The 12518-nt window shown below is 72.6% G+C and carries 10 protein-coding genes; 5 read left to right on the forward strand and 5 right to left on the reverse strand.

The window, feature by feature from the left end; translation table 11 throughout:
- Positions 1-176 precede the first annotated feature (176 nt).
- Entirely contained in the window at positions 177-1598 is a 1422-nt protein-coding gene (locus ACFWRV_RS13705; protein WP_384333121.1) for a phosphotransferase, read from the forward strand.
- Positions 1599-1725: 127 nt separating this feature from the next.
- The gene (glgB, locus tag ACFWRV_RS13710) at positions 1726-4152 is read left to right on the forward strand and encodes a 1,4-alpha-glucan branching enzyme (RefSeq protein WP_384333123.1); all 2427 of its coding nucleotides are present in this window, start codon (positions 1726-1728) and stop codon (positions 4150-4152) included.
- An 80-nt stretch (positions 4153-4232) separates the two neighbouring features.
- Here the strand turns inward: glgB and ACFWRV_RS13715 are convergent, their stop codons facing one another.
- From ACFWRV_RS13715 to ACFWRV_RS13735, 5 genes are all read right to left on the reverse strand, one after another.
- Positions 4233-5135, reverse strand: coding sequence for an NAD(P)-dependent oxidoreductase (locus ACFWRV_RS13715; RefSeq protein WP_384333126.1), 903 nt, complete (start codon positions 5133-5135; stop codon positions 4233-4235).
- 82 nt (positions 5136-5217) lie between these two features.
- Positions 5218-5565, reverse strand: coding sequence for a thioredoxin (gene trxA / locus ACFWRV_RS13720; protein ID WP_384333129.1), 348 nt, complete (start codon positions 5563-5565; stop codon positions 5218-5220).
- On the reverse strand, positions 5562-5972 hold the full coding sequence (locus ACFWRV_RS13725; RefSeq protein ID WP_384333132.1) for a MerR family transcriptional regulator: 411 nt from the start codon (positions 5970-5972) through the stop codon (positions 5562-5564). Before ACFWRV_RS13725 ends, trxA begins: the two co-directional genes overlap by 4 nt.
- 69 nt (positions 5973-6041) lie before the next feature.
- Positions 6042-7349, reverse strand: coding sequence for an LAETG motif-containing sortase-dependent surface protein (locus ACFWRV_RS13730; protein ID WP_384333135.1), 1308 nt, complete (start codon positions 7347-7349; stop codon positions 6042-6044).
- 269 nt (positions 7350-7618) lie between these two features.
- Entirely contained in the window at positions 7619-8989 is a 1371-nt protein-coding gene (locus tag ACFWRV_RS13735; RefSeq protein ID WP_384333138.1) for a cation:dicarboxylate symporter family transporter, read from the reverse strand.
- A gap of 221 nt (positions 8990-9210) precedes the next feature.
- Here ACFWRV_RS13735 and ACFWRV_RS13740 point away from each other — a divergent pair, with 221 nt between their 5' ends.
- The 3 genes from ACFWRV_RS13740 (at position 9211) to ACFWRV_RS13750 (ending at position 12482) form a co-directional block, all read left to right on the forward strand.
- A complete protein-coding gene (locus tag ACFWRV_RS13740) occupies positions 9211-10926 on the forward strand; it encodes an ATP-binding protein (RefSeq protein WP_384333141.1) in 1716 nt (571 codons plus the stop codon).
- Entirely contained in the window at positions 10923-11597 is a 675-nt protein-coding gene (locus tag ACFWRV_RS13745; protein ID WP_384333144.1) for a response regulator, read from the forward strand. The genes ACFWRV_RS13740 and ACFWRV_RS13745 overlap by 4 nt, the downstream gene beginning before the upstream one ends.
- Positions 11598-11777: 180 nt before the next feature.
- Entirely contained in the window at positions 11778-12482 is a 705-nt protein-coding gene (locus ACFWRV_RS13750) for a helix-turn-helix domain-containing protein (protein WP_384333147.1), read from the forward strand.
- Positions 12483-12518: the final 36 nt, after the last annotated feature.

Raw genomic sequence — 12518 nt, forward strand, 5'->3', positions numbered from 1 at the left:
TCCCGCACGGGGCACTCTCACGGAAACGAAGGGCCTTCACGAGCCTTCACGGTTCCGCCGTTCGAGTCCGTAAGGACCCTCCTCTCCCGACACGTCCCGCACAGCCGGACAGCCATTGCCGCAATCCGGGACACTCTTCGCATCCTGTGGTGTGCCCGGGGAAAGGACGCGATGCCATGTCGGAGGCTGCATCCACTCACGTCGCCCTGGCGAAGAGCACGAGGAACAGCGCAACGCACAGCAGTACCCCGGACGGGACCCTGCTTCCGTCCCTCGCTCCGTTGCTCCATGAATGGCTGCCCCGGCAGCGCTGGTTCGCCGGCAAGGGCCGGCCGGTCACCGGCTTCCGGCTGGTCTCGGCCACCGAGATGGTGCCGCTGGACGGCACGGCGGGCCCCGGACTCCTGCACCTGCTGCTGCGGGTCGAGCAGTCCTCCCGGTCGGACCGCCCGGCCGGCGACTGCTACCAACTGCTCCTGGGCGCAAGAACGTCACTGCCGCCGGTGCTCGCCGGAGCGTTGGTCGGGCGGGTGGAGCGGGGGCCGCTCGCCGGACGGACCGTGTACGACGCGCTGCACGACCCCCGGCTGGCCGATGTACTGCTGGAGCGGTTCCGCCGCCCCGGGAACCTCGGCTCGCTGCGGTTCGAGCGGACCGCCGCCATCCCGGCCGGTCTCGCGCCCCGGGTGCTGGACGCCGAACAGTCCAACTCCTCGCTCGTCTACGGGGACGCGTTCATCCTCAAGATCTTCCGGCGGGTCTTCCCGGGCACCAACCCGGACCTGGAGCTGCCGCTCGCGCTCACCGGCGAGGGGTGCGAGCGGGTGCCCGCCCCGGTCGCCTGGTTCGAGGCGCCCGGACCCGATCCGCTCACCCTCGGCGTCCTCCAGCCCTTCCTGCAAGGAGCGCGCGACGGCTGGCAGCTCGCGCTGGCCGCGCTCACCGCGGGCCGCGACTTCCTGCCCGAGGCACGGGCGCTGGGCCGGGCCACCGCCGAGGTGCACACCGCGCTCGCCGCCGCACTGCCGACCCCGGCGCTCCGCGGCACCCAGACCCGGCAGCTCGTCGCCCAGATGACCCAGCGGCTGGAGACCGCCGCCCAGGCGGTCCCGGCGCTCGTGCCGTACGTCCCCGGGCTGCGCGCCGCGTTCGAGGCGGTGACCGACCTCGGGATCCGGGGCAGCGGCTGGGCTCAGCAGCGGGTGCACGGCGATCTCCACCTCGGGCAGACGCTGCGCTCCGCCGACGGCTTCTGGTCGCTGATCGACTTCGAGGGCGAACCGGCCCGCCCGCTGCCCGAGCGCCGCATGCCCGCACCCCCGGTGCGCGATGTCGCGGGCATGCTGCGGTCCTTCGACTACGCGGCCCGCTCGCACCGCCCGTGGAACCCGGAGTGGGCGGCCCGCTGCCGTGCCGCCTACTGCGAGGGCTACGCGCAGGCGTCGGGCAGCGATCCGCGCGGCGAACCGGAGCTGCTGCGCGCCCACGAGACCGACAAGGCCGTGTACGAGGTGGTGTACGAGGCCCGGCACCGTCCCGACTGGCTGCCGGTCCCGATGGCGGCCATCCAACGCCTCGCCCAGTCCGCGGCGGCCTGAGCCGGGCCGCCGCCCCCGCTCGCCGTACCTCCCCGTCCCCGCCCGCCGCTCCGTGCGTGTCCCGTTCCTCCGTGTGTCTCCCCTCCGCCCGTGCTTCTCCCCTTCACTCTCCGAGGAGGCAGTCCCTGTGACCGCCCGCAAGCCGTCCCGCAAGGCATCCCGCAAGACCGCCGAGGTCCCGGTCGAGGTTCCGGCCGAGGTCACCGCCGAAGCCCCCGTCGAATCCCCCGCGCCGGCGCCCGCCGAGGCCGCCGCGCCGGCGGCCGGAGCCGCGCCCGCCACGGCCACCGCCAAGGCCGCGCCCGCCAAGCGCGTGCGGCCCAAGCGGTCGGACGCGGGCCCGCCGCGCCCCCGGCAGGCCGGCGACGGTCAGGGCGCGCGCCCCGCACCGGCCCTGGACGGCGCGGACCGGGGCCGGCTGCTGGCCGGCGACCACCACGCGCCGCACGACGTGCTCGGCGCCCACCCGATCCCCGGCGGGGTGCTGGTGCGGGCGCTGCGGCCGTTCGCCCGGACCGTCACCGTGCTGGCGACCGGCCTGCGGGCCGAACTGCACGACGACGGCGACGGCTTCTTCTCCGGTGTGCTGCCGGTGCCGAAGGCCCCCGCGTACCGGCTGGAAGTGGCGTACGACGACAACACCATCGAGGTGGAGGACCCGTACCGCTTCTTGCCCTCGATCGGCGAGCTGGACCTGCACCTGATCGGCGAGGGCCGGCACGAGGAGCTGTGGCGGGCGCTCGGCGCGGAGCCGATGGAGCACCAGGGGGTGGCCGGGACCCGGTTCACCCTGTGGGCGCCGAACGCGCGGGGGGTGCGGATCACCGGTGACTTCAACTACTGGGACGGCACGGGCTTCCCGATGCGTTCGCTCGGCTCGACCGGGGTGTGGGAGCTGTTCCTGCCGGGGATCGGCGAGGGCGCGCTGTACAAGTACGACATCTGCCGCCCGGACGGTTCGCACACGGTGCGGGCCGACCCGATGGCCCGGCGCACCGAGGTCCCGCCCGCGACCGCCTCGATCGTCACCGCCAAGCACCACGAGTGGAGGGACGCGGACTGGATGGCGCACCGGGGCGACCGGCCGGTGCACGAGGCCCCGTTCTCGGTGTACGAGGTCCATCTCGCCTCGTGGCGACCGGGGCTGACGTATCACCAGCTCGCCGAACAGCTGCCCGCGTACGTCAAGGACCTCGGCTTCACGCACGTCGAGCTGATGCCGGTGTCCGAGCACCCCTTCGGCGGCTCCTGGGGTTATCAGGTCACCGGGTTCTACGCGCCGACCTCCCGGCTCGGCTCCCCGGACGACTTCCGCTTCCTGGTCGACGCCCTGCACGGGGCGGGCATCGGCGTCATCATGGACTGGGTTCCGGCCCACTTCCCGCGCGACGACTGGGCGTTGGCCGAGTTCGACGGGCGCCCGCTGTACGAGCACGCCGACCCGCGGCGCGCGGCGCACCCGGACTGGGGGACGCTGGAGTTCGACTACGGCCGCACCGAGGTCCGCAACTTCCTCGTCGCCAACGCCACGTACTGGTGCGAGGAGTTCCACATCGACGGGCTGCGGGTCGACGCGGTGGCCTCGATGCTCTACCTCGACTACTCCCGCGAGGACGGCCAGTGGTCGCCCAACGACCAGGGCGGACGGGAGAACTGGGACGCGGTCGCCTTCCTCCAGGAGATGAACGCGACCGTCTACCGGCGCAACCCCGGCGTCGTCACCATCGCCGAGGAGTCCACCGCCTGGGACGGCGTCACCCGCCCCACCGACAGCGGCGGCCTGGGCTTCGGGCTGAAGTGGAACATGGGCTGGATGCACGACTCGCTCCAGTACGTGGCGAAGGAGCCGATCCACCGCAAGTACCACCACAACGAGATGACGTTCTCGATGGTGTACGCGTACAGCGAGAACTACGTGCTGCCGATCTCGCACGACGAGGTGGTGCACGGCAAGCAGGCGCTGGTGGCGAAGATGCCCGGGGACTGGTGGCAGCAGCGCGCCAACCACCGCGCCTACCTGGGCTTCATGTGGGCCCACCCCGGCAAGCAGCTCCTCTTCATGGGTCAGGAGTTCGCCCAGGGCGCGGAGTGGTCCGAGGGGCACGGCCCGGACTGGTGGCTGCTGGACCCGTCCTACGAGGCGTCCGGCGACCACCGCGGGGTGCGGACCCTGGTGGGCGACCTGAACGCGGTGTACGGGGCGGTGCCCGCGCTGTGGCAGCGCGACACCGTGCCGGAGGGGTTCAGCTGGGTGGACGGCGGCGCGGCCGAGGACAACGTGTTCGCGTTCCTGCGGTACGACGCGGACGGCTCCCCGCTGCTCGCGGTCTCGCACTTCTCCCCGGCGGTCCGGAACGCGTACCGCCTCGGGGTGCCGGAGACCGGGACGGAGGGCTGGGTGGAGGTCCTCAACACCGACGCGGCCCGGTACGGCGGTGGCGACGTGCGCAACGAGGAGCCGTTGAAGGCGGAGGCGGTGCCCGCGCACGGGCGGTCCTCCAGCATCTCGCTGACGCTGCCGCCGCTGGCGACCGTGTGGCTCCGTCCGGCGTAGCCCGTACGGGTCCGTGAACGGCCGGGGCCGGTACCGCGTCCACGCGACGCGGTACCGGCCCCTCCCCCGTTCCCGGCCGGTCAGCGGTCGGCGGCGATCACCTCGACGAGGCCCGACCAGGGCCCGGGGCCGCGTCCCTGGGCGATGGCCCGGTCGGTGAGCGACTTGAGCCCGGCCAGCTGCGCGACGTCCAGGCCCCGGTCCTTCGCGGTGTGCAGGATGTGGTCGACGCTCGCCGCCATCATGCCGAGGTTCGCGCCGGCGGTGGACGCACCGGAGCCGGCCTCCACCGCGGTGTACTCCACGATCGGCGGCAGGATGCCGGTGATCGAGGTGAGGTACGGGGCGAGCGAGGCGGGCTCGATGCCTTCCGCCCGGGCCAGGGCGAAGGCGTGGACCATGCCGCCCATGGCTCCGTAGAAGAAGTCCAGCATCGCCATGTCGTAGGCGGCGGCCTGCCCGTGGTCCTCGCCCAGGAAGTGAGCCTGCTCGCCGAGCGCCTTGAGCACCGGTGCGTACGTCTCGAAGGCGGCCCGGTCTCCGGAGTGCAGGACCAGGCCCTGGTCGGTGCCGATCACGTCGACCGGGACCATGATCGCCCCGTCGAGGTAGGACAGGGCGTGCTTCTCGGCCCAGGCGGCGGCCTGCCGGGAACGGGCCGGGGTGTCCGAGGTGAGGTTGACCAGGACCCGTCCCGCCAGGGCCCCGGCCAGCGGCTCCAGGACGGCGTCGGAGGCGTCGTAGTCGACGAGGCAGACCACGACGAGCCCGCTCGCCCGCACGGCCTCCTCGGCGGACGCGGCCCGCACCGCGCCCAGCGCGACGACGTCCTCGCCCTTCTCGGGAGAACGGTTCCAGACGGTGGTGGGGTGGCCCGCCGCCACGAAGGCGCGGGCCAGGGAGCGGCCCATGTCACCGAGGCCGAGGACGGTGACGGGGGTGGGGGCGGGTACGGGTGCGGTGGTCGTGTTCGCTTGCGTCATGGGGACCATGCTGGACGGGCGAGCAGCGGCTGACCAGAACCCACTTGATTGTCAGATACGCACTTTCGGGAAAGGATGCCGGTCAGCGGCCGGCCGGGGTGAGAACGTCCGCCAGTTCCAGGAGCAGTTTCCGCTTCGGCCGCGCCCCGACGATCGACTTCACCGGCTCGCCCGCCCGAAAGACCATCAGGGTCGGCGTCGCCAGCACTCCGTACCGGACGGCGATCCCGGATTCGCGGTCCACGTCGACCTGGACGATCGTGATCCGGTCGGCCTCCTCCCGGGCGATCTCCCGGAGCACCGGAACGAGTTGGCGGCAGGGGCCGCACCAGTCGGCGGTGAACTCGACCAGCACGGGCAGCGCGGATTCCAGCACCTCCGCCGTGAAGGTCTCCTCGGTGACGTCGGTGACGCCTTCGGTCCGGATCATGGTTGTCCTCCCAGTTCGCAGCGGGGCGCCGGACCGCCGGGCAGGTCGGCCGACGCCTCCAGTTCGGCTCGGGCGAGCTGTGCGCCGACCTCGGCGCGCACTGTGGCGAGCTGACCGATCAGCGCGTCCAGCTCGTCGAGCTTGCGCCGGTAGACGGCGAGCGAGGCGGGACAGGAGTCCCCGGCCGGGTGGCCGGCGCGCAGGCAGTCGACGAAGGGCCTGGTCTCCTCCAGGTCGAACCCGAAGTCCTGAAGGGTCCGGATCTGCTGGAGAAGACGCAGGTCGCCCTCGTCGTAGCTGCGGTAGCCGTTCTCCGCGCGCCGCGCGGGCAGCAGCCCGCGCGACTCGTAGTAGCGGAGGGTCCGCGTCGTCGTTCCGGCCCGTTCGGCCAGCTCCCCGATTCGCATGGGAGGAACGTATTCCTTGACGCCGACGTCAACGCAAGGGCGAAGACGTCGGCGTCGGGAAAAGGGGTGTCAGTTGCCCCGGGCCGCGGACCGCCGGCGCACGGCCCAGACGATGCCGGCGCCCGCCGCCACGGTAGCGGCCGCCATGCCCGCGAGCGGGAGTGTGGAGTCCGAGCCGGTCGCCGCGAGGTTCCCGCCGCTCGTCGTCTGCGGGGTGGCGCCGCCGGTCGTCGAGCCGCCCGTGTCGGCGGAGCCGCCGGAGGCGCCGGTCGTCCCGCCGGTGCTGCTCGTGGAGCCGGAGGAGCCGGTGGACGAGGAGCCCCCCGTACCGCCGGAGGAACCGGCGGAACCGGAGGAACCGGCGGAGCCCGAGGAGCCTGCGGTGTCCGATTCCTTGCCGGTGTCGATCACGATCTGCGCGGTGTCGTTCTCGGCGTTCCGGTCGAAGGGGCGCTCCTGGCCGCTGAAGGAGGCCTCGCCGGTGGTGCGGCCGACCGCCTTGTCGATGCGCAGGACGAAGGGGTAGCTCTCGCCGCGGTTCACATCGACCCAGGACTGCGAGGTGCCGCAGCGGTAGTGGGTCTTGGTGATCACCTCGCAGAAGGCGTACGGCTTGACGACGGAGGTGCCCTTCGGGATGTGGATGTCGACCGTGGTGACGCTCTCGTCGAGGGCGCCCTGGACGCGGGCGGGTCCCTTGTTGGCGAACTTCACCGTCGCGGTGACCTTCTCGCCGACCTTGCCCTGCTTCTCGTCGCCGGTCAGGGCGAAGTCCGCGGTGTTCGCGGCGGTGACGTCCGCCCTGGCGTACGCCTCGGGGTGGTTCGTCCGGTCCGCGTCGGTGGCCGGGCCCTTCTCGACCAGGGTGAGCGGGTCACCCGTGCCCGGAACCGGCTCGGTGGAGCCGCCGTCGCCCGAACCGGGTTCGTTCACGCCGATCGTCACACGCAGGTTGTCCCGGAACGCGGAGTCGAGCGCCTTCACGGAGACGGGCTTCGCCGTGCCGTAGACGACGCCGGGCTTCAACGGCTGGTCGATCTTGCAGGAGGCGACGTTCGACGCGGGCATCTCGTCGTAGGAGCCGATGGTGTAGTAGGTGCAGTTCTTGTGCGTCTCGTCCGCCTTCAGGCCCGGCGACACGGCGTACGTCACCCAGACCGCGGCCACCTCCGCCGTCCCCTTGTTGAGGAAGGTGAGCGGGGTGGAGAAGGAGCTTCCGGGCTGAACCCCCTTGACCGGCCGAATCGTTCCGACGCCGAGGTCCGGCTCCGGGTCGGCGGCGAGCGCCGGCACGGCGCCCAGCGCCACCAGCGCTGCGGCGGCCACGGCGGCGGTCCCGCCGCGCAGGGTATGGCTGCGGGAAGGGGGGATGCGCATGGAAGTCCTTCGATCGTGGGGCTGACGGGGCGGGGGGCAACGGACTGCGGTCCTTCACCTCTCAAGACCGGTGCCGGACGACGACGGTTGTGCCGGCGGGGGCGGCCGTGACAGAACACGGACACAAGGCACCGGTACCGGCCACGGCCACACCTGCACCCGCACCCGCACCGGCCGCGGACGCAAGGACACCCGTACCGGGGGATACGGGTGTCCTTGGGTGGGGGTGCCGCAGTGGCTGTGGGGGTGCCGGGACGTGGTGGCGCGGGTCAGACCTTGGCGGGCTGCTCGGCGGCGGCGCTGTCCCGCTGCTCGGGGACCTCGTCGGCGGGGGCCGAGCCGTGGCCGTCGTCCACCAGGGTCTTCTCGTCGAACGGGATCCGGCCGGCCAGCACCTCGCCCACCCGGTCCTTGTCGATCTCCTTGGTCCAGTGGCCGACCAGCACCGTGGCGACCGCGTTGCCCGCGAAGTTGGTCAGGGCGCGGGCCTCGCTCATGAAGCGGTCGATGCCGACGATCAGACCGACGCCGTCGACCAGTTCGGGGCGGTGCGACTGGAGGCCGCCGGCCAGGGTCGCCAGGCCCGCGCCGGTCACGCCGGCCGCGCCCTTCGACGCGATGACCATGAAGACCAGCAGCGAGATCTGCTCGCCCGCGCTCAGCGGGTCGCCCATCGCGTTGGCGATGAACAGCGAGGACATCGTGAGGTAGATCGCGGTGCCGTCGAGGTTGAAGGAGTAGCCGGTCGGCACGGTGATGCCGACGACGGGCTTGCTGACGCCCAGGTGCTCCATCTTCGCGATGAGCCGCGGCAGCGCCGACTCGGAGGAGGAGGTGGAGAGGATCAGCAGGAACTCGCGGCCCAGGTACTTCAGCAGCGCGAACAGGTTCACCCCGGCGACCAGGCGCAGGATCGCGCCGAGCACCACGAAGACGAACAGCGCGCAGGTGACGTAGAAGCCGATCATGATGATGGCCAGGGACTTCAGGGCGTCGAGGCCGGTCTCGCCGACCACCGCGGCGATCGCGCCGAACGCGCCGACCGGGGCGGCCCACATGATCATGGCGAGGATGCGGAAGACGAGGCGCTGGATGTGGGTGATGCCGCGGATGATCGGCTCACCGGACTTGCCCATCGCCTGGAGCGCGAAGCCCGCGAGGAGCGCGACGAGGAGGGTCTGGAGGACCTCGCCCTCGGTGAAGGCGGAGACGATCGTGGTCGGGATGATGCCGAGCAGGAAGTCCGCGGTGGACTCGCCCGCGCCGCCGGCCTGCTCCGCGCCCGCCTCACGGGCGGCCTCGGTGATGTGGAGGGTGGAGCCGGGCTCCAGGAAGTTGCCGACCAGCAGGCCGATGGCGAGGGCCACGGTCGACATGACCAGGAAGTAGCCGAGCGCCAGCCCGCCGACCGCGCCGACCTTGGCGGCCTTGCGGACCGAGCCGACGCCCAGGACGATCGTGCAGAAGATGATCGGCGAGATCATCATCTTGATCAGGTTCACGAAGCCGGCGCCGATGGGCTTCAGTTCGACGGCCACCCCTGGGGCCGCGAAGCCCACCAGGATGCCGAGCGCCACGGCGGCGATCACGGCGATGTACAGGTAGTGGGTGCGGTCCCGTTGTTTGGCTGCCACAGCCATGGTGGGGCTCCTCGGCTCGGTCATGTCGAGGGCGTCTCGTTCGGATCAGGCCGGACCCCGAGCCCGGCCTGATCCAAACGAGAGGCCCTAGGCCCCCGTCCCTGGGGGCTTCGGTGACTATCCACCGGCCTGTGACCCCGGTCACCCTTGCGTTCATATCGTTCACAGTCGCTTTCCGGCCATCCGGGGAAGGTCCGGCCGGGCCAGGCAGACTGTGGGGTATGCGTCTCCCCCGTACCCGCCCCCGCAGCCTGGCGGGCCAGCTCTTCGCCATGCAGGTCGTGCTCATCGCCGCCGTGGTGGCCGGGTGCGCCGTGTTCGCGTACGCCTCCGGCAGCGCGCAGGCCGAGGAGACGGCCGCCCGCCAGGTGCGGGTGGCGGCCCTCGCGGTGGCCGATTCTCCCTCCGTACGGGAGGCCATCCGCACCCCGGACCCCTCCGCCGTACTCCAGCCGTACGCGGAGCGGGTGCGCGAGGACACCGGGATCGCCTTCGTCACGATCATGGACACCGAACGCGTGCGCTGGACGCACCCGGACACGAGCCAGATCGGGGACACCTTCCTCGGCAACACCGCCAAGGCGCTGCGCGGGCAGACCTTCACCGAGACGTACACCGGCACGCTGGGGCCCTCGATACGGGTGGTGACCCCGATCCGCGACGGCGGGAGGATCGTCGGGCTGGTCAGCGCGGGCATCACCGTGGACCGGGTCTCCTCGCAGGTACGGGACCAGCTCGGCGCGCTCGCGCTGGCGGCGGGCGGGGCGCTGGCCATCGGCGGGATCGGCACGTACGTGATCAACGCCCGGCTGCGGCGGCACACCCACGGGATGAACGCGGCCGAGCTGAGCCGGCTGCACGACTACCACCAGGCCACCCTGCACGCGGTGCGCGAGGGGCTGCTGATGCTGGACGGGCGGCGGCGGATCGCGCTGATCAACGACGCCGGGCGGGAACTGCTGGGTCTGGAGCCGGATACGGAGGCGGTCGGCCGCACGGTCGACGAGCTGGCCCTGCCCGCACCGCTGACCGGGGCGCTGCTGGCGTCGGAGGCGCGGGTGGACGAGCTGCACCTGACGGCGGACCGGGTGATCGTGGTCAACACCCGTCCGGTGGTGGGCGGTGAGCGGCGGGGCACGGTGGTGACCCTGCGGGACCACACCGAGCTGCAGGCGCTCTCCGGGGAGCTGGACTCCGAGCGCGGATTCACGCAGGCGCTGCGCTCGCAGGCCCATGAGGCGGCGAACCGGCTGCACACCGTGGTGTCGCTGATCGAGCTGGGCCGGGTGGAGGAGGCGGTGGACTTCGCGACGGCCGAGCTGGAGCTGGCGCAGGTGCTGACCGACCGGGTGGTGGGGGCCGTGGAGGAACCGGTGCTGGCCGCGCTGCTGCTCGGCAAGGCGGCCCAGGCGAACGAGCGGGGCGTGGAGCTGGTGCTCGCGGAGGACAGCCTGATCGACGACGGGGCACTGCCGCCCTCGCTGGCCCAGCGGGACCTGGTGACGATCCTGGGCAATCTGATCGACAACGCGGTGGACGCGGCCTCGGAGGGCCCCGGGGGCGTCGCGGACGCCGGGGCGGTGCCCGCGCCCCGTACGGCCGGGGGTCCGGCGGGGCGGGCCCGGGTGACGGTGACCGCGCTCGCGGACGAGCGGGAGCTGCTGCTGCGGGTGGCGGACACCGGGGCGGGCATCGGTCCGGAGGCGGCGGACGAGGTGTTCCGGCGCGGCTGGTCGACGCACGGGACGGGACGCGGTCTCGGCCTGGCGCTGGTCCGGCAGGCGGCGCACCGCAACGGGGGCACGGTGGAGCTGGACGCGGGTCCGGACGGCGGCGCGCGGTTCACCGTACGGCTGCCGCTCCCCGACCGGACGAACGGTTCGCCGTCCGAGTCAGCATCCGAGTCGGAGTCCGAGTCCGAGGAGGTCACGGCATGATCCGGGTGCTGGTGGTGGAGGACGATCCGGTGGCCGCCGACGCGCACCAGATGTACGTGGAGCGGGTGGAGGGCTTCACCGTGACGGCGGTGGCGCACACCCGGGCCGCGGCGGTGCGGGCGCTGGAGCGGACCCCGGTGGACCTGCTGCTGCTCGACCTCTATCTGCCCGACGGGCACGGTCTCGGGCTGCTGCGCTCGCTGCGGGCCTCCGGGCACGGGGCCGACGTGATCGCGGTGACCTCGGCCCGGGATCTCGCGGTGGTGCGGGAGGGGGTGTCGCTCGGCGTCGTGCAGTACGTGCTGAAGCCGTTCACGTACCCCACGCTGCGCGACCGGCTGGTGCGGTACGCGGAGTTCCGGGGCGCCGCCGGGGAGGCGAGCGGCCAGGAGGAGGTGGACCGGGCGCTGGGCGCGCTGCGGGTCGCGCATCCGGCCGCGCTCCCCAAGGGGCTCAGCGGTCCGACGCTGGAGGCGGTGACCCGGGTGCTGAAGGAGGCGCCGGAGGGGGTGACGGCGGCCGCCGCCGGGGAGCGCCTGGGTATCTCCCGGATCACGGCACGGCGGTATCTGGAGCATCTGGTGACCGTCGGTAGCGCCGCGAGGCGTCCACATTATGGGCAGGTCGGCCGACCTGAATTGCACTACAGCTGGCTCTCCGCGGGGCGCTGACCGGTCGGCGGGCCCGGGCCGACAAGCGCTTGCCGGTCAGTTTCTCGGCACCGGGGGGCCTGACCGGGAGCGGAAAAGAAAGCGCTGGTGGGGCACGGTTCGCGTACCGCCCGCCCGGTTCGTGGCTGGAGGTTCCTACGAAGCGTGTTCTGTGGGGAACGTACCGTAGCCAGGGCGGAAATGGACTTCTACGGTGGGCCCGTGCACCCCACCCCGCCATTCAACGCCCCCGCCGCGCGCCGTCTCCGCGAGGCTCTGGGGATGGCTCCCGGCCATGTCGCCTACGGGCTCGCCGCCCAGTACGGACTCCGGATCAGCGCAGAGACCGTCATCGCCTGGGAGCGCGGCCTCGCGACGCCCGGGGAACGCGAGCTGACCGCCCTCGCCGGCGTCCTGTGGTGCGCACCCGGCGAATTGCTGGCCGCCGCCGCGACCCTGCGCGAGCACCGGATGACCCGGGACCTGACCGTGGACGACCTGGCCCGGCAGCTGGGGATGACCGGCGCCTCGTACCTGCGGATGGAGGAGTCGGGGCGCTGGCGGGGCAACGAGAAGCAGTCGGCGGCGCTGTGCCGGGCGCTGGACCTGACGGCGGCGCAGTTCCTGACGGCGACGGGCCGCGACGAGGAGCTGGCGGAGCTGCTGAGCAGCGCGGTCACCACGCGCTGGCAGGCGTACGTCCGGCCGGTGGCCAAGGTCGTCCCGCTGGACCGGGCGCTGATCCAGGACGCGCTGGAACAACTGCACACCGACTACCAGGCCCTGATGGTCTCCACCCTGAGCTGGAGCAGCACGGGCCAGGAACGCTCCGGATCGACGGGCGACGCGGGCCGGGCGTTCCTGGCCCGTGTGGTGGATCAGTTCTGGCGGACCGCCGGGGTGTGAGACCCCCGCACGGGCCGCCCGTGCGGTCCGTGCGGT

It is taken from the genome of Streptomyces sp. NPDC058576, from assembly GCF_042718715.1.
In the GTDB taxonomy this organism is placed as follows: domain Bacteria; phylum Actinomycetota; class Actinomycetes; order Streptomycetales; family Streptomycetaceae; genus Streptomyces.